We start from the raw sequence: 17,741 nt of genomic DNA on the forward strand, positions 1-17,741 counted from the left end.
TTTACATCTCCAAAAAGTTTTTAATGATTTTACTACCAAGATCGCTTGAGCGTTCAGGGTGAAATTGACAACCAATGAAGTTATCTTTGGCAATAGCTGCTGAAAACTCACTACCATATTGGCAGCGTGCAACCGTGTATTCAGACACTGGTGCAGCAAAGCTATGAACAAAATAAAAATAGTCTCCAACGTTTATTCCGTTAAATACGGGGTGACTTTCAACCTGGCTTAAAGTATTCCAGCCCATATGTGGCAGGCGTAAGCTTTTAGCATCAAGTGGACGAACATCAGTGGGAATTACGCCCAAACACTCGATAATTTGATCGTCACTATTAGAATTAGCACCTTCTACTGAACTTCGAGCCATTAATTGCATACCTAAACAAAAACCTAATACTGGTTGAGTAAGTCGCTGTAAGGTTGCTACTAATCCTTTTGCTCGAATATTTTCCATGGCATGACGGGCAGTGCCAACGCCAGGTAAAATTACTTTTTTAGCATTTTTTATTGTTTTAATATCATCAGATATAACGATGGCATAGCCCAAACGCTCAACGGCGAATTTTACCGAAGAGAGGTTTGCACATCCCGTATCAACAATAACAAAATCAGCTGTTTGCGTTACTTGGTCAGTTGTCACGCTATAAACATCCTTTTGTGCTTGGTAAGTCATCACCAGATATAGTAATTGCTTGACGTAATGCACGACCAAACACTTTAAATAAGCTTTCTACTTGGTGATGACAGTTACCTTCAGTGGTTGAAAGGTGTAAGGTTATTGCCATGGCGTCAGCTAAAGAGCGGAAAAAGTGCGATACCATCTGTGTCGACATTTGCCCGACGTTACTATCGGTAAATGTTGCGTCAAACTCTAACCAAGGACGACCAGATAAATCGATTGAACATTCTGCTCGGCATTCATCCATAGGTAAAACAAAGCCAAAGCGTCCAATACCGCGTTTATCGCCTAAGGCCTGTTTTAGCGCTTGCCCAAGTGCTAGAGCTGTGTCTTCAACACTGTGATGTTCATCAATGTGATAATCACCATCAACGTTGACGTTCATGCTAAAGCCGCCGTGAGCGGCAATTTGTTCAAGCATATGGTCGAAAAATCCCAAGCCTGTTTTGATCTTAATATCGCCAACCTTATCGAGATTTATCGCGACATTGATATCAGTTTCTTTTGTTGTTCGAGTGACATTCGCAATACGAGGTTTTGTTAGTAGCTGTTCGGCGATATCCTGCCAGTTAAGCGATTGACGATTATATTTAATACCTTGAATGCCCATGTTGGCTGCAAGTGTAATATCGGTTTCTCGGTCACCAATCACATAAGAGTTGGCAAAGTTAACTTTACCTTGTTGCAGGTAATCGCTAACTAGCCCTAATTTAGGCTTTCGACAGCTACAATTATCTTCATCGAAATGTGGACAAAGCAGCACTTCATCAAAGCTAATGCCTTGTGATGAAAACATTGCCATCATTGCATCGTGTGGTAAATTAAAATCGCTTTGTGGGTAACTATCGGTACCTAGCCCGTCTTGATTCGATACCATCACTAAGCGAAAGCCTTTTTTTTGTAGGGCAATTAGCACAGGAATAACATTAGGTTCGAAAACTAACTTCTCCAAGCTATCAACCTGTTTATCCGTTATCGGCTCTTCAATTAAGGTACCGTCACGGTCGATAAATAAAATATTTTGCTGATTCATACTAATTCTCTTTTATCTGGTGTTATAGCGTTGATAATTTTTTGTTTTAATAGTGATAGTTCGTTTGCACTGCCAATACTGATCCGTAAGCAATTGGCTAAGCTTAGTTGCTTAGATTGGTCGCGAATTAAAATACCTTGCTGAGCAAGAGTATTAAAAATAAAGCTTTTTGTGGCTTCGCTTTCACAGCGAAATAGCACAAAGTTGGCGTCGCTAGCAAATACTTGTTCGCACCATTTTTGTTGAGCTAACCAATGAGCAAGTTGGTCTCGTAACGTACCTGTTTCTTGCACACGATTGTTCATTTGCCTTAAACCATTTTGTGCCAATGCTTCACTTGCTATTTCGGCAACTGGGGCGGAAATAGGGTAAGGCGCAATAACTTTACTGAGCATGGTTATTACGTCTTCATTAGCTAAAGTGAAGCCACAACGTAAACCTGCTAAAGCAAAAGCTTTTGATAATGTTCTTAATACCACTAAATGCGGATAGTCTTTTAACCAGCTAGCAACGGATTGCTCTGGGCTAAATTCAATATAAGCTTCGTCGACAACAACCATGGCGGAATCGGCAAATAACTCTAGCGTTGCTTGAATATCTTGTTGTGATAATAAATTGCCGGTTGGGTTACCCGGAGAGCATAAAAAGACTACTTTAGCTTGGTCAACTTGTTGTTTTAGCCCCGCTAAATCTAATGACAGTTTGTCGGTTAACGGCACTTTAATGGTGTCTACGCCGTGATTTTCTGCGCTAATGGCATACATGCCATACGTAGGTGGGCAAATTAATACCTTATCTTGATAAGCTCGACAAAATGTTCGGATTAATAACTCTATGCCTTCATCAGCACCGCGGGTTGCTAAAATATTTTCAGCGCGAATATTGTCAGTACTTACGCCACAATAATCACGGTAAGCATTGATTAAATTCTCCGGCTGAAAATCAGGGTAGCGATTAATATTGTTACTGTTCACTTGATAGGTGCCCGAGCCTGAAGCTTCATTCGCATTTAGCCAGGTTTTACTTTGCATATCGCCATTACTTGAATGTAAACGACGTGCAGACTGATAAGGCACCATATTAACTAATTCTTCGCGGGCAAGTTTGTTCGCAATAGTCATTTATGCAGCTCCTGCTTCATTAGTAGTTCGCTTTTCAATAGTTTTTTCTCAGCAATAGGTTGCTCTTCTAAACGAATCGTTACGGCGCGCTTGTGGCCGTCTAAGCCTTCGGCGTCAGTGAGTTCGCAAATGCATTCAGCTAAGTTGCTCAAACCTTGGCGTGTAATTTCTTGCACAGTAAAGCGTCTTGAAAAGTCTGCCAATGATAAACTACTGATCACTTTTGAATAGCCATAGGTTGGCAATACGTGATTAGTGCCACTAGCATAATCACCGGCTGATTCAGGGGTATAAGCGCCAACAAAAATAGAACCGGCATTTCGTAACTGTGCTAGTAATACTTGCGCATTCTCAGTTTGAATAATTAAGTGCTCAGGGCCATATTCATTTGAAACGTCAACCGCTTGAGCCAAATCTGTGGTTAATATTAAACGACTTTGCTTTAAGGCTTGCTTGGCAATATCTGCTCTTGAAAGTTCACTTAATTGCTTAACTAATGCGTCTTGCACTTCACTAATAAGCGTTTCACTGTCAGACAACAATATGACTTGGCTATCAGGACCGTGCTCTGCTTGTGAAAGTAAGTCAGCGGCAACAAAGCCTGCGTTGGCATTTTTGTCGGCAATGACTAGTACTTCAGAAGGGCCTGCCGGCATATCAATAGCAAAGCCATTGACCTGTTGCGATAGTTGTTTTTTAGCTTCAGTTACATACTTATTACCTGGGCCAAATATCTTATTGACTGGCTTAATCGTATTTGTACCAAAAGCTAAAGCAGCACAGGCTTGTGCGCCGCCAATGTTATAAATTTCGTCTATCTGGCAAAGTGATGCTGCAACAAGAATTTCATCCGCTAGCTGGCCACTTTTATTGGGCGGACAAACCAATACTTTACGCGGACATTGCGCCAACTGTGCTGGCACACCTAACATTAATACCGTTGATGGTAGCGGCGCACTGCCGGCGGGAATGTACAAACCGACACTAGCAATCGCCTCTGTTTTTAAGGTACAAACCACACCAGGGGTGGTTTCAACCCGAATGTCATCGGTTATTTGTGCTTGGTGAAAACGCTTAATATTGTCATAGGCACTTTTAATCGCTTGTAGTCGCTTACTGGTTAATCTGGCTTTCGCTGCTTTAACTTGCGCTTGAGTAACCTGTAAACTTTCAAGCTTTACGCCGTCAAATTTTTCAGTTAAATCAAATAGTGCCGTATCACCATTCTTTCTAACATTGCTTAATATATTTTCTACTTGCTGCGACAATAAACCACTTTCGGCAATTGCCGGACGCGATAGTGCAAACTTTCGTTCTGCACTTGATAAGTTTTCCCAACTGATTATTTTATTTTTCATATCATTCAACTTCTAATAATGTTGTTTAGAAAGGTCTGCTATCCCATCATCTTCTCAATTGGCATTACTAAAATGGAGTTACAGCCTAAGGCATTAAGCTGTTCCATCGTTTCCCAAAAAAAGGTCTCTGTTGCTACAACGTGTACGGCAACAAGATCTTCGCGTCCCGCTAAAGGCAATATAGTTGGTGTTTCCTTGCCTGGCATTAATGCACTTACTTCAGCAATTTTGTCTTTTGGCGCGTGTAACATAATGTACTTACTTTCTTTTGCTTTCATTACTCCCTGAATACGCGGTAATAAGGTATCGAGAATACTTTGTTTTTCTGGCGCTAAGGCGGTAGATGTTTGAATTAATGAAGCTTTAGAGCGAAAAATTTCTTCTACTTCAACTAAGCCGTTTGCTTCTAGTGTGGCACCGGTTGAAACTAAATCACAAATACCGTCGGATAAACCAACACGGGGGGCAACTTCAACAGAGCCTTTTAATAAGCAAAAATCGACATTGATACCATTTTCTTTCGCATAACGGTTTAGCAGTTGCGGGTAGGTAGTGGCAAACCTCAAGCCATTCAAGCTTTCAACGCCTTGATAATCAAAACCTTCAGGCATGGCAATAGATAAACGACAGCCGCCAAAGTTCAAGCCAGAAGTTCGAATGTATTGCGATTTTTGTCCCATTAATTCACGCTCTAAAGCCGTTTCTTCTAACGTGTTGTCGCCAACAATACCCAGATCACAAACGCCGTCCATGACTAAGCCTGGAATGTCACTGCTACGTACGCGCATGATATCAATTGGCATGTTAGTAACATGCGCAAGCAAGCGGCGATCAGAAACATTGAGTTTTAAGCCGCAACGTTTTAGTAGGGCTTGCGTGTCGTCACTTAAACGACCTGATTTTTGCATTGCGATGCGTAAGCGTGGTTCTGTTGTCATTTTATTTTCCTATTAAATTTTAAATTATGTTCTTATTAGTTCGCTTTTTATGTTGTAAAAATTGTTCAAAAAATATCATGTATATACAATTCTAAGCCCATAAAAATGCGAAAACCCCCGAGAGAGGTGAACTCTTTCGGGGGTTTAGAAATTAATTTTTATTTATCTTACACCGCTGAAAGGTTCATAGCCCCTCAGCGAATAAACCTGAGCAGCTAATCCGTGTGATGGTGATGAAGATGGATGGCGTTCAAGTTTATTATCATTTGTTCGTTACTCTACTTTTCGTTAAGTTAATTAGGCGTAAGTTTTATTCGCTTTTTTTCAAGCAATAATCATAAATTAAAGTAACTACTTTAATTTATGATTTTTACATTACGTTGATTTTATTACTAAGGCAAGTGTTTAATTTTACATCGATATGATAATTTGAACTAAGCTAGTCAAGTTTTTATCTAAGAAAAAGTAGCGAACGTTAAAGCTTTGTTTTATCTAGTCGATAAAGTGATTATATTTTGGATGTATTGATATATGATTTCTACAATGAAATAAAAAAGGGGGTAAGAATGGACATTTTCACTACAGTGCTAACACGTGTTGTCCCCGTACCCATTAAACCGGCTAATTTAAAAGTGAAAGCCCTAGCTAAAGAAGCTGCCGCAAATGGTGTTTCGGATGACCTTCAAGGTTTAGAAGATCATGAATTGTATCTGAACAAGCAGGTAAATGACAAAACTGAGCAGGAACAGCAAAAGCAAGCGAAGTTTGCGGCAGATGAAACTATTGAGCCAACGGCTGTACCTTCTGATAATACCGGCCAAAATGTCGACTTGTTTGATGACAGTGAAGAAAAAATTAAAAACGATAAAGATGATGAGCCTCATTTAGATCTTTTTGTTTAACAATTTCAGTGCAGTCCTGCTTACGTAATATTCGATATTATTGTTATATTAATCCCCACTATTTTTCTATTCAATTCTAGGCTCGCATCTCAAAGTAGCTTGGGTATAATGAGTGCAAACTCCCTAATATCATTTCCTAATGAGTGCTGTAGAACACGCGTTTTCACATCAAGGTGCTTTAGCCAAAGCCATTAATGGTTTTTCTCCTCGTCAAGCTCAACTTGATATGGCGATGGAAGTTGCCAAGGCTATCGAGCAAAAAAATTCTCTCGTTGTTGAAGCTGGCACAGGTACTGGTAAAACTTTCGCCTATTTAATACCTGCATTACTGGCCAATAAAGCCGATGCAGAAAGCGATCAAGGGCAAAAGAAAATTATCGTCTCGACAGGGACAAAAAACCTCCAAGAACAATTATTTCATAAAGACTTGCCGTTAATTCGCAAAGCATTGGCGAGTAATGCTCAAGTGGCACTTTTGAAAGGACGAGCAAATTACCTTTGTATTTATCGCCTTGAACAGTATCAAAATTCACGCGGTCAACTTGATGCACAAACATTAGCTGACTTCGTTAAAGTTCGCTCTTGGGCCAATGGCACACGTAGTGGTGATATTGGTGAAGTCGTTAATGTGATGGAAGGTTCACCGGTTTTTCCTTTTGTTACCAGTACCGTTGATAATTGTTTGGCAAAAGATTGCCCTAATATTGATGATTGTTATTTAATTAAAGCACGTGAAAAAGCAATTGATGCCGACCTTGTGGTGGTTAACCATCATTTGTTTTTTGCTGATATGGCGCTAAAAGATAGCGGCTTTGGTGAATTGATCCCCAAAGCCGATGTGATGATATTTGATGAAGCCCATCAAATTGCAGATATTGCCAGTGAGTATTTTGGTGAAGCATTTTCAACTCGGCAATTATTGGATTTATGCACTGATGTCTTGCAAGTTTATCGCAGTGAATTAACCGATGTTAAACAACTCGGTAAAGCGGCTGAAAAGTTATTAAAAACCAGCCAAGAATTTCGTTTATTGTTTAACTACGATCCCGAACGGGGTAATTGGCGCGAAAAACACAAACAACAACGCTTTTCTCATGCCTTCACATTGTTGAAAACAGATTTAGATTTTTTGTATCAAGTGATCAAACTTTGTGTTTCGCGCAATGAGGCGATTGATAACTGTTTCGACCGGGCGGTTAATTTGCTAACACAATACGAAGTGATGGCCGATGTTGATGCTATGGGCATGAGCTTTTGGTATGAAACCACACCTCGTCATGTCGTGCTACATAAAACACCATTATCGGTGGCAGATAAATTTGGACATTATGTAAAAGAGTCAGGTGCAGGTTGGATTTTTACCTCTGCAACGTTGGCGGTTGATGGCGCATTCCAACATTTCTCTAGTCATTTAGGCATAGAGCATTCTGCAAGTTTATTACTTGATAGCCCATTTGATTATGCCAAACAATCACAATTAGTTATTCCACGTTATTTACCGGCAGCAAATGATAGGAACAGGGCAAAAGCATTAAGTGATTTAGCAAAACCGTTAATTGAAGCCAGTAAAGGCGCTTGTTTTATGCTGTTTACCAGTTATCGTGTGATGCATCAAGTGGCTGAACTACTAGCTGAAGAGGTTGATAATCGCTTATTGGTTCAAGGGCAAATGGGTAAACGTAAGTTACTTGAAGAGTTTGTTGAGCAAGCTGATGCCGTGTTGCTTGCCACCGCAAGTTTTTGGGAAGGTGTTGATGTTCGTGGCGATAAATTAACCTGTGTAATTATCGATAAGTTGCCATTTGCTTCTCCTGATGACCCGTTATTACAAGCTCGCAGCGAAGATGTTAAGCGCCAAGGTAAAGACCCCTTTGCACAAATTCAATTACCACAAGCGGTTATCGCGCTAAAACAAGGGGTTGGTCGTTTAATTCGCGATGTAAGCGACAATGGCGTATTAGTTATTTGTGATGATAGATTGGTGAATCGTCCTTATGGTGAAGTATTTTTAAAAAGTTTACCTGAAATGAAACGCAGCCGAGACATTAAACAGGCCGCAAATTTTCTCTCAAAACTGGGCTAACTTTTTTCGGTTAATGCCGTATATTAGTTAAATGTTGTAATAAATTAGTCTTAACGCAAAGATTGCTCAACCACGGCAAAAATTAATGATAAACTTGCCGGCAAGCAATAATACAAATTTTAAAAGGTTTTTTTGACGTGAATTTTTTGGCCATCGATGCCTCTACTGAAGCTTGTTCAGTCGCAATAACATTTAATGAGTCACAATTTAACGAATATGAACTGTGCCCTCAGTCTCATAGTTTACGTTTACTACCTATGGTTGATAGCGTATTAAAACAGGCTAATTGTAAGTTAGCTGAGCTTGACGGTATTATTTTTGGTCAAGGGCCAGGCAGTTTTACCGGTGTGCGTATTGGTATCGGGGTAACACAAGGGTTAGCCTTCTCAGCGCAGTTGCGTGCTAGAGGTGTTTCAACGTTACAAGCGATGGCACAACAAGCTTACATTGAAAAAGGCGAAAGAAGCGTTATCGCTGTAATTGATGCACGTATGTCTGAAGTTTATACCTGCTATTTTGAATTAGATGAACAAGGTGTGATGCAGGCTAAAACAGCTGAGGCTGTATTAAAACCAGAATTGGTAGCGCAATATTATAATGATATGGCTATACCTGCTTACGGTGTCGGAACGGGGTGGGATGCATATAAGGATTTAGCCGCATTAAAATCGAACCCTGATTCACCTGAAATATTATTTCCAACGGCAGAAGCAATGTTGGCTATAGGGCAGATCGATTTTTCTCAGCATAGTGTTGATGCAGAAAATGCCCAGCCTAAGTATGTTCGTGATACTGTTTCATGGAAAAAATTACCAGGTCGTGAATAACTGCAATTGCTTGATGAAGGTTAGTTTCCCCATCAAGCAGTTTAAAACTGCATTAAGTTATGATTCGTAGTGTCGAACTAATGCTGAGATAAACTAAGCTTTAAATATAAAAATATTTTAACCTTGAATAAAATTTGTTAGATTAACTCTTATGCAAGTAACAAATAACACTAATTTAGCCACTAAATCCATTGTGGCACCTAGTAATACTTTACCAGTACAAGCCCGAGAGCTGCGTACTCGAACACTTGCACAAGAAGAAAGTCAAGCTCAAAAACTTCAACCTGATACAAGTTCACCACAACGTTTCGATGTTGATCAACAAGCTATTGCTTTGATTGAACGTGAACAATTGCAGCTTGATAACAACGGCAATAATCAACAGCAAACTACTGGCTCAAATGACGGCAATAGTCGTTATGATGCACCATCAAATCAAAATCAGTCAGCAGTTGCTGCTTATCAGTCTGTTGATTCGATTGCTCAACGCGATAATATTCAACAAGTATTTGGCGTTGACTTGTTTGCTTGATTTTTCAAAGAAAGCCTCCCAATCATCGGATAATCACACGTTAGGTTTTAGCCAAAGGTATCAATTTTGGTTATTATTTATTTTTGCCATTATTGTTTTACAAATTCCGCTAGTTTCTATTCCTTTTAAATGGCTAGAAAGTTATTTTCATGAAATTAGCCATGGCTTAACTGCAATAATTACCGGTGGCACTATTGTGCAAATACAGCTATTCCCTAATGGTGCAGGTTTATGCACTACTCGTGGTGGTTCGTCATTTTTGATTAGCTTTATGGGGTACGGCGGTGCAATAATTTGGGGCGGTTTGCTTTTTTCTTTAGCGTCTGTTCACCGTAATGTTGCTAGAGTTTTTTCAATTATTTTATTGTGCTTACTCAGTAGCAGTATTTTATTATGGGTTAGGGATATATTGACCTTATTTATAGTATTAGTATTAATACTGTTGGTTGCCGCACAAGTTAGGTTTTCATCGCATAAGAGTTTGCAAAAAATGCTGCAAGTGACAGGCTTATTGGTATTAATTAATAGTTTAATGAGCCCATTATATTTACTTGACGGACAAGCTAGAGGTGATGGCGCGGCATTAGCTGACATTACCTTAATCCCTGAAATTGTTTGGGTTTCTATATGGTTTATTTCTGCGGTATTTGTGACTTATCGATTAAGTAAAACTAAATTCTAACGCTAGTTTATAAACCCTTAATTTATCAGTTGATAAATTTGTGTGAATTGGATGATATTTTTGCACCTAATTCATAAACTTTTTCATAGTTATTGAGTTAAACAAAGTTTATTGAGGTTAAATATGTTGTCTGACGGTATAAAAGAAATAGCATTTAACTTGGGCTCAAAAAAAATTGCAGCATTAACTAATGGCAATGATCAAGCACCGCTATTGCTATGTTTACATGGCTGGTTGGATAACGCGGCGAGTTTTCAACCACTGATGCCATATTTAGCTGATTATCATGTTATTGCGATTGATTGGCCAGGCCATGGCTTTTCAAGCCATCGCAGTGAGGATGCGCATTATCATTTTATTGATTGGATATACGACCTAGTTCAGCTGTTTAAATTACAACAATGGTCAAACGTTAATATTGTTGCTCATTCTATGGGAGGCATGATTGCGTCTGCATTTGTTGCTGCTTTTCCTGAGCGAGTAAAATCACTAAGCTTAATTGATTCAATTGGCTTATTAGCACTGAACAGTGAAAAAACCACCACACAATTGCGTAAAGGTATGCTAAGTCGCTTATCACGCAGAGATAGTAGTATTCGTTATCATCCGAGTATTGCGTCAGCGATTGAAGCGAGAACCTTAGTGTCTGACTTATCTGAAAAAAATGCACAGCTGATTGTTAATCGAGGTCTTGAAGCTACCGAGTTGGGTTATAAGTGGCGTTCGGATAGCCGTTTACGTTCAACATCGCCATACCGGTTTACGTTACCTCAAGCTCAACAAATTATTACAGACGTTAAGCTGCCAACGCAGTTATTATACGGCAATAAGGGCATGGATATGGTAACGGTTGGGTTGAAAGACTTCCGTAAACTATTTCAATCATTAGAGGTTCATGAACTTGTCGGTGGTCATCATGTGCATATGGAACAGCCAGAGCTGATGGCAAAGTTAATTATTAAATTTGTTAATTAGTAAGGTGTGACTATATATTGAACAAGTTTTTCACTCGATTCTACTATAATGAATTTAATGATTTGAAGTTAAATTTAAACAAGTGTTTAAATTTACTGGATCGACCAGTGAAAATTTGATAAAACGTACCACTAAAATTAAGAATAAGAAATAAAAGAGGAAAGGCACTGTGGAAAAAATTTGGCTTGAAAAGAGTTATCCTCCTGGCGTTCCATATGAAATCGACCCTGATAAATATGCTTCAATCGTAGATATGTTCCATAAATATACCAAGGTATATGCAGAACGTAGTGCGTTTATCAATATGGGCGCGGAAATTAGTTATCGTGAACTTGCTGAACAAGCCACCGCCTTTGCTGCATATTTACAAAATGATTTAGGTTTAGTGAAAGGTGACAAGTTTGCCATCATGGTGCCGAATTGTTTGCAATATCCTATCGCATTATTTGGTGCCTTAATTGCGGGTTTAACCGTGGTCAATGTTAATCCACTTTATACTGCCCGAGAATTAGAACACCAGTTAAAAGATTCTAATACGAAAGCGATTTTGATTATTCAAAACTTTGCCAGTATTTTGGAAAAGGTGTTGGATAAAACTCCGGTCGAAAAAGTTATTTTAACGTCGCTTGGTGATCGCCTAGGCACTGTTAAAGGCGCCGTTGTTAACGGTGTTGTTAAATACGTTAAGAAAATGGTACCAGCGTTTAACATTGCTAATACGATATCTTTTAATAAAGCGCTCGTGAAAGGTTATAAATCGACATTTGTGCCAGTTGAACTTCAGGGTGAAGACTTAGCGTTTTTACAATATACCGGCGGTACTACAGGTGTTTCAAAAGGTGCGATGTTAACGCATCGCAATATGGTCGCTAACCTAGAACAAGCTAAAGCTGCGATTAAGCCGCAATTAGAAGAGGGCAAAGAGCTAGTAGTAACGGCTTTACCGCTTTATCATATTTTTGCATTAACGGCTAACTGCTTAACTTTTATTACGCTAGGTGGTACTAACTTACTGATCACCAATCCACGTGACATGCCAGGCTTTGTTAAAGAGCTAGCGCGCTATCCTTTTACAGCGATCACCGGGGTAAATACTTTATTTAATGGTTTATTAAATACACCGGGCTTTAGCGACCTTAATTTTGCTAATTTAAAACTATCACTTGGTGGTGGTATGGCGGTGCAACGTCCTGTAGCTGAAAAGTGGGAAAGTGTCACTAATACACGTTTACTTGAAGGTTATGGTTTAACTGAATGTGCGCCGTTAGTTACGCTTTGTCCTTATAATCAAGCGCATTACAGTGGTAGCATTGGCTTGCCTGCTTCTTCTACTGATATTCGCATTGTTAAAGAAGATGGTAGCTTAGCTGGTGTCGATGAAGCAGGCGAAATGTTAGTTAAAGGTCCACAAGTAATGAAGGGCTATTATAATCGTCAAGAAGCAACAGATGAAATTTTAAAAGATGGCTGGCTTGCGACTGGTGATGTGGCCTGTATGGATGAGAATGGTTTCTTTAAAATAGTTGATCGTAAAAAAGACATGATTATCGTTTCTGGTTTCAATGTTTTCCCTAATGAAATAGAAGAGATTGTTGCCAGTAATGAAGGTGTATTAGAAGTTGCTGCTATTGGTGTTCCACATGAAGCCTCCGGTGAAGTAGTGAAAATATTTGTTGTGCGCAAAGATCCTAATTTAACTGAAAAAGATTTGATTGCTCATTGCCGTGAAAATTTAACAAATTATAAAGTGCCAAAACTTGTTGAGTTTCGTGATGATTTGCCAAAAACAAATGTTGGTAAAATATTGCGTCGAGAGCTTCGCTAGTTATACCGTTCAGGATGAACGGTATAACACATGTGCATGAATGACGGTGTGTTTTACTTACTGCTATGAACGATTAGTAAGTAATGCTAAGCATAAGAATATACTTGGTAAGAACCATTATTGGGCATTTAAGCACTGACCATTAATAGCTCTACTATCATCAGACATTAGATAAACATAAAGTGGCATAATATCTTCAGGAGATGCTATGCTACTTTTGTTTTCTGCAGGGTAAGCACTTGAGCGCATATTAGTATTAGTTGCCCCAGGATTAACCGCATTAGTCCTAAGTGAACTGTTTTCATATTCATCAGCAATAACTTGCATCATGCCTTCAGTGGCGAACTTGGAAACACTATAAGCTCCCCAATATGCCTTACCTTTGCTGCCCACACCAGATGAAGTAAAAACTAATGAAGCGCTATCTGCTTTTAATAATCCTGGTATTAATGCTTGAGCAAGTAAAAATTGCGCACTGACATTAACCTTCATTACGTCATGCCATATTTGCTCGTTAACTTGTGTAAAAGGCGTCAACTCACCCAACATAGAAGCATTTAGTAATACGCCATCTAGCTTACCGAACTGGCCTACTATTGTTGAGGTTAAATCGATGTAATTTTGTTTACTTGCTCCCTTCATATCAAGCGGAACAATGGCGGGTTCAGGGTAACCGCTAGCTAATATTTCATCGTAAACGGATTCAAGCTTTGCAACAGTTTTACCTAATAGTATGACGGTTGCGCCTAACTCAGCATAAGTTAATGCAGCTTGGCGCCCAATACCTGCGCCAGCACCGGTGATAAGTATAGTTTTATTTGCTAATATTTCTGGAGTAATTGAATAGTCAAACATGTAAATAAGTTGCTGATAAAATTTGCTGATAATTCTACTACTTTCAGTACTATGCTGACGAGTGTTTTCGACTTTAAACGACAATTCATTAACAAAAACTGTTAATAAATCAAAAAATCACTAGCACTTGAGCTACTCTTGAGTTAACTTTAACTGGTCTAACAAGTTGAATAAACGTTAAAATAGGTATGAAAGTCAACAAAATTATAGAACAATAAAAACATATTCTTAAAATAGTTAAGTCTATAAAAATAAAAGATTAGTCCGTGGGGAGATAAAATGAAAAAGCTAGTACTCGGTCTCGCAATTGCCAGCGCATTAGGTTTAAGTGCATGTGGCAGCGAAACTATAAAAGACGTTGAAAAAGAAGTCGTTGATAATGGTAGTGCTGTAACTCCATCAGCGCGTGTTAAGTTTGACCCAAGTAAAGGTGCTGCCGGACTTTCTATTCCGAATGATTTGATTTTTTCAGGCACCGTTGATGGTACATTAAATATTCCAGTAGCAGATCCAACAAATGGTGCTGATCCTTTTGTGGCCATTAGTGCTTTGGATGGCTGGTCTATTTCTCAACCTTTCCCTCTCGATATTGAATTCCCAGAGGGCACATCATTAGATGGTGACAGCGTTTTTGATCCCGCATCAGTTCGAATTTTTGAAGCCGTAATGACTGGCGATGCCAGCGATAGTGATTGTGCAGGTGCTAACCGTGCATTAGCGTGTAAAGTTGTTGGTGAATTAGTTTACACCCAAGATTTTGTTACACAAAAATCGGGTAATAGTATTGTTGTTGTACCGATGAAGCCACTTAAGGCAGAAACAACTTATCTTATGGTGATGACTAATAATCTTCGTGATAATAATGGCAAGGCTGTTGCTGGCTCTACAACTTATGAATTAGCTCGTCAAGATTTCGAAACATTACCGCTTGGAAGTGTCTCACAGTTAGCACTGCAAGAAACTATCAATAGTTACGAATCTGCAGTGGTAGCTGCAGGTGTTGACAGTGATACTATTATTTATAGTGCAGCAATGACAACACAATCAACCACGAAAGTGTTAAGTACGGTAAAAGCTGTTATGGCTGCCGGTGTGCCGCAAATGTTGGCTAATGCACAACAAGGTATTCCTGCTATTGGTGTAGCTGACACAGGTATGTCAGTGGCTAATGTTTTGGGTGACAATATTCCCGCTTCATTAGTACCTTTATATTCAGCAGCTAATTATATTCGTGGCAAAATTGATTTACCATATTATTCGGGTATTCCTTCTGCAGAAAATCCATTAGCACCGGCTAATGATTGGTGGCGCGCACGTTGTGATTCAGGAGCAACGCTTGCTGGTCTAGCGGCTTCAAACCCTGCAGCTATTCCAGCAGGTCCGTTAGATGAAAATGACGGTTTTTGTATGAATTTTGGTTTACGTGATTTGAGCTCAGTTCTCGCTATTGATACAGAGCGTAACTTGACCAAGTTCAATCCAATTCCAGTAACGCGCGCAGTATTGCCAATTGATGTGCAAATGACAACACCTGATTTAGCAGTCGCCAATGCTGTTCGTGCAAGTATGCAACTGCCGGCGTTAGAAGAGCCTACAAATGGTTGGCCGGTTGCGATGTTAGTGCACGGTATTACTTCAACTAAAGAGCAAATGTTACCGATTACCGGCTTACTTTCACTATACGGCATAGCAACTATTGCTATTGATCAGCCTCTGCATGGTAGCCGAGGCTTTGATTTAAATGGTGACGGTGTAGATGACATTAATACTAGTACTGTTTCAACATTACATTATGTCAATTTAGCTAGTATGTTGACCATGCGAGATAATACTCGTCAAAGCACGGCTGATTTACTAGGTTTACGTTTAGGAATGAACTTTCTAGGTGGTTTTGATAGTGAAGGTAACCAGATAAAAATAGATTCAACTAAAGTGCACTTACTAGGGCATTCTTTAGGTGGTATTTATGGCATGAATACGGTTGGCTTAGCAAATACCGAACTAAACCCACAAATTGATGGCTTATTTAAAATCGCCAGTACTTCTTTAGCGATGCCTGGTTTAATGTTAGCTAACTTTGGTTTAGAGTCTCCTGCGTTTGAAGGTTTAGCGAAATCTAACTTAGCGTTACAGCTTTCACCAGCGTTTGCAGCTTTAGTTGCCGCGAATTTACCGGCTGATTATACGCAAGAACAATTAAGTGCTTTCTACTTTAACTTCTATGATGCATTGACTGCTGAGCAAAAAGCGCCATTAGATGCTGGCTTTGCACAGTTTACTTTTGCAGCGCAAACAGTGACTGATTCAGGTGATCCTGTAGCTTATGTGCAAGCGCTTGCGGCAACCAATACGCCAACACATTTAATTGAAGTTGTCGGTAATGGTGTTGATAATCTTTCGGATCAAACGGTAACTAATACAGCGCCATTTACACCTATGGGCGGAACTGAACCAGCAATTGCTTTACTAGGCCTGCAGCCTGTAAGTGGAGACACAAATGGTTCAGGTGCAGTTAGGTTTGTTAATGGTCATCATAGTTCAATTTTAGACCCTCGCCCTAATGCAGCATCACCAGATGCAGCATTAAGCGCTAAAGCGACACAAGAAATGCAAACGCAAGTAGCAACTTTTTTCGCTTCAATGGGACAGTTGATAAAAATAACTGATCCAGATGTAGTAAAGCAATAATAGCTGATTAGCGTTATTGTTTATAAAACCCTCTTTTGAGGGTTTTTTTTTAACTTTAAAAAGTTAACAGAATGATAAGATTAAGCATTAGGCCTTTTAATTACTAACTTTGTCCCCCATATCAAGTTAATAATTATTTGATAAATAGCTGTTTTAAACACGGCTGAATGTTGTCCTAGGAGAAAACCATTGGAATTTTTGTACGAGTACGGATTATTTTTAGCTAAAGCGATCACTTTTGTTGTTGCTGTTGGCGCTATTATTGCCGTTATCGCTTCTTCAGCGATGAAGCAAGGGGGTAAAGCGGGCGAATTAGAGATAACTGATTTATCTGAACAATATAAAGAAGTTGAAGAAGATATTGTTCATTTTTTGCTGACAAAAGAAGAATTAAAAAATAAAGAAAAACAAGATAAGAAAGCAGAGAAAGAGCAAGCTAAAGCAAATAAGAAAGCCGCTAAGGATGATTCAGATAACGCTAAAGAAGTTGAATCTAGATTATTTGTTATTGATTTTAATGGCAGTATTGATGCAAAAGAAGTGAGTTCACTACGTGAAGAAATCAGTGCTATCTTAACCGTAGCCAAACCAACGGATGAAGTGTTTGTGCGTTTGGAAAGCGGCGGCGGTATGGTTCATGGTTATGGCTTAGCATCGTCACAACTTGACCGTATTCGCCAGCATAATATCCCATTAACGGCTTCAGTAGATAAGGTCGCGGCAAGTGGCGGTTACATGATGGCTTGTGTTGCAAATAAAATAGTTTCTGCGCCATTTGCCATTATTGGCTCTATTGGAGTTATTGCGCAAGTACCAAATTTTAACAAACTACTTAAAAAGAATGATGTTGATTTTGAACAGTTTACTGCCGGCGAATTTAAACGTACAGTAACCATGTTTGGTGAGAATACTGACAAAGGTCGTGAGAAGTTTGTTGAAGAGTTAGAAGATACTCATGTGCTATTTAAAAACTTTGTTAGTGAACATCGACCAGAATTAGACATTGCTAAAGTTGCGACGGGTGAACATTGGTTTGGCACACAAGCTAAAGACTTAGGTTTAGTTGATGAGTTACAAACCAGTGATGATTACTTGCAGGAGCGTTGTAAAACTCATAAGCTTGTGCAAATTAAATATGCCACTAAGAAAGGTTTAGCGGAAAAGTTTTCAAAAGCGGCATCTTTGTCTTTTGACACGATTATTAGCAAAGTGTGGCAAAACAATCGTATATTTCCTAGTTAGT

15 protein-coding genes are annotated in these 17,741 nt (G+C 39.2%); 9 read left to right on the plus strand and 6 right to left on the minus strand.

From position 1 onward, the window contains the following. Position 1 precedes the first annotated feature (1 nt). From hisH to hisG, 5 genes are read right to left on the minus strand one after another with little or no spacing between them, the layout of a single operon-like run. Complete coding sequence (gene hisH / locus B7C41_RS01140; protein ID WP_085296923.1) at positions 2–673, minus strand: imidazole glycerol phosphate synthase subunit HisH; 672 nt, start codon at positions 671–673, stop codon at positions 2–4. Continuing rightward, on the minus strand, positions 642–1,712 hold the full coding sequence (gene hisB / locus B7C41_RS01145; protein ID WP_085296924.1) for a bifunctional histidinol-phosphatase/imidazoleglycerol-phosphate dehydratase HisB: 1,071 nt from the start codon (positions 1,710–1,712) through the stop codon (positions 642–644). Before hisB ends, hisH begins: the two co-directional genes overlap by 32 nt. Beyond that, the gene (gene hisC, locus B7C41_RS01150; RefSeq protein ID WP_085296925.1) at positions 1,709–2,833 is read right to left on the minus strand and encodes a histidinol-phosphate transaminase; all 1,125 of its coding nucleotides are present in this window, start codon (positions 2,831–2,833) and stop codon (positions 1,709–1,711) included. The genes hisB and hisC overlap by 4 nt, the downstream gene beginning before the upstream one ends. Further along, the gene (gene hisD, locus B7C41_RS01155; RefSeq protein ID WP_085296926.1) at positions 2,830–4,191 is read right to left on the minus strand and encodes a histidinol dehydrogenase; all 1,362 of its coding nucleotides are present in this window, start codon (positions 4,189–4,191) and stop codon (positions 2,830–2,832) included. Before hisD ends, hisC begins: the two co-directional genes overlap by 4 nt. 38 nt (positions 4,192–4,229) lie before the next feature. Then, positions 4,230–5,129, minus strand: coding sequence for an ATP phosphoribosyltransferase (hisG, locus tag B7C41_RS01160; protein ID WP_085296927.1), 900 nt, complete (start codon positions 5,127–5,129; stop codon positions 4,230–4,232). A gap of 566 nt (positions 5,130–5,695) precedes the next feature. Between hisG and B7C41_RS01165 the strand changes: the two genes are divergently transcribed. From B7C41_RS01165 to fadD, 7 genes are all read left to right on the plus strand, one after another. Further along, complete coding sequence (locus tag B7C41_RS01165) at positions 5,696–6,031, plus strand: hypothetical protein (RefSeq protein ID WP_085296928.1); 336 nt, start codon at positions 5,696–5,698, stop codon at positions 6,029–6,031. A gap of 139 nt (positions 6,032–6,170) precedes the next feature. After that, a complete protein-coding gene (locus tag B7C41_RS01170) occupies positions 6,171–8,114 on the plus strand; it encodes an ATP-dependent DNA helicase (protein WP_085296929.1) in 1,944 nt (647 codons plus the stop codon). Between the two features lie 137 nt (positions 8,115–8,251). Then, positions 8,252–8,941, plus strand: coding sequence for a tRNA (adenosine(37)-N6)-threonylcarbamoyltransferase complex dimerization subunit type 1 TsaB (tsaB, locus tag B7C41_RS01175; RefSeq protein ID WP_085296930.1), 690 nt, complete (start codon positions 8,252–8,254; stop codon positions 8,939–8,941). Between the two features lie 151 nt (positions 8,942–9,092). Next, positions 9,093–9,473 (plus strand): hypothetical protein, encoded by a 381-nt coding sequence (locus B7C41_RS01180; RefSeq protein ID WP_085296931.1) that lies wholly within the window; start codon positions 9,093–9,095, stop codon positions 9,471–9,473. Then, positions 9,466–10,155 (plus strand): M50 family metallopeptidase, encoded by a 690-nt coding sequence (locus tag B7C41_RS01185; protein WP_235839573.1) that lies wholly within the window; start codon positions 9,466–9,468, stop codon positions 10,153–10,155. The genes B7C41_RS01180 and B7C41_RS01185 overlap by 8 nt, the downstream gene beginning before the upstream one ends. A 123-nt stretch (positions 10,156–10,278) precedes the next feature. Beyond that, positions 10,279–11,130 (plus strand): alpha/beta fold hydrolase, encoded by an 852-nt coding sequence (locus B7C41_RS01190; protein ID WP_085296933.1) that lies wholly within the window; start codon positions 10,279–10,281, stop codon positions 11,128–11,130. Positions 11,131–11,299: 169 nt separating this feature from the next. Further along, entirely contained in the window at positions 11,300–12,955 is a 1,656-nt protein-coding gene (fadD, locus tag B7C41_RS01195) for a long-chain-fatty-acid--CoA ligase FadD (protein ID WP_085296934.1), read from the plus strand. A gap of 117 nt (positions 12,956–13,072) precedes the next feature. Here fadD and B7C41_RS01200 read toward each other — a convergent pair whose 3' ends face one another. Beyond that, positions 13,073–13,810, minus strand: a complete 738-nt coding sequence (locus B7C41_RS01200) for a YciK family oxidoreductase (protein WP_085296935.1) — start codon at positions 13,808–13,810, stop codon at positions 13,073–13,075. 279 nt (positions 13,811–14,089) lie between these two features. Here B7C41_RS01200 and B7C41_RS01205 point away from each other — a divergent pair, with 279 nt between their 5' ends. Together B7C41_RS01205 and sohB are read left to right on the plus strand one after the other, a co-directional pair. Continuing rightward, the gene (locus B7C41_RS01205) at positions 14,090–16,498 is read left to right on the plus strand and encodes a VolA/Pla-1 family phospholipase (protein ID WP_085296936.1); all 2,409 of its coding nucleotides are present in this window, start codon (positions 14,090–14,092) and stop codon (positions 16,496–16,498) included. Positions 16,499–16,687: 189 nt separating this feature from the next. Continuing rightward, complete coding sequence (gene sohB / locus B7C41_RS01210; RefSeq protein ID WP_085296937.1) at positions 16,688–17,740, plus strand: protease SohB; 1,053 nt, start codon at positions 16,688–16,690, stop codon at positions 17,738–17,740. Position 17,741: the final 1 nt, after the last annotated feature.

This window comes from Cognaticolwellia mytili (assembly GCF_002104475.1).
In the GTDB taxonomy this organism is placed as follows: Bacteria; Pseudomonadota; Gammaproteobacteria; order Enterobacterales; family Alteromonadaceae; genus Cognaticolwellia; species Cognaticolwellia mytili.

What these genes read in the sequence shown, in the direction of transcription:
- B7C41_RS01165 (WP_085296928.1), top strand. Translation starts at nt 5,696, where the DNA reads ATGGACATTTTCACTACAGTGCTAACACGTGTTGTCCCCGTACCCATT.
- B7C41_RS01205 (WP_085296936.1), top strand. Translation starts at nt 14,090, where the DNA reads ATGAAAAAGCTAGTACTCGGTCTCGCAATTGCCAGCGCATTAGGTTTA.
- hisD (WP_085296926.1), bottom strand. Translation starts at nt 4,191, where the DNA reads ATGAAAAATAAAATAATCAGTTGGGAAAACTTATCAAGTGCAGAACGA.
- hisB (WP_085296924.1), bottom strand. Translation starts at nt 1,712, where the DNA reads ATGAATCAGCAAAATATTTTATTTATCGACCGTGACGGTACCTTAATT.
- B7C41_RS01200 (WP_085296935.1), bottom strand. Translation starts at nt 13,810, where the DNA reads ATGTTTGACTATTCAATTACTCCAGAAATATTAGCAAATAAAACTATA.
- B7C41_RS01180 (WP_085296931.1), top strand. Translation starts at nt 9,093, where the DNA reads ATGCAAGTAACAAATAACACTAATTTAGCCACTAAATCCATTGTGGCA.
- B7C41_RS01170 (WP_085296929.1), top strand. Translation starts at nt 6,171, where the DNA reads ATGAGTGCTGTAGAACACGCGTTTTCACATCAAGGTGCTTTAGCCAAA.
- B7C41_RS01190 (WP_085296933.1), top strand. Translation starts at nt 10,279, where the DNA reads ATGTTGTCTGACGGTATAAAAGAAATAGCATTTAACTTGGGCTCAAAA.
- hisG (WP_085296927.1), bottom strand. Translation starts at nt 5,129, where the DNA reads ATGACAACAGAACCACGCTTACGCATCGCAATGCAAAAATCAGGTCGT.
- hisC (WP_085296925.1), bottom strand. Translation starts at nt 2,833, where the DNA reads ATGACTATTGCGAACAAACTTGCCCGCGAAGAATTAGTTAATATGGTG.
- hisH (WP_085296923.1), bottom strand. Translation starts at nt 673, where the DNA reads ATGACTTACCAAGCACAAAAGGATGTTTATAGCGTGACAACTGACCAA.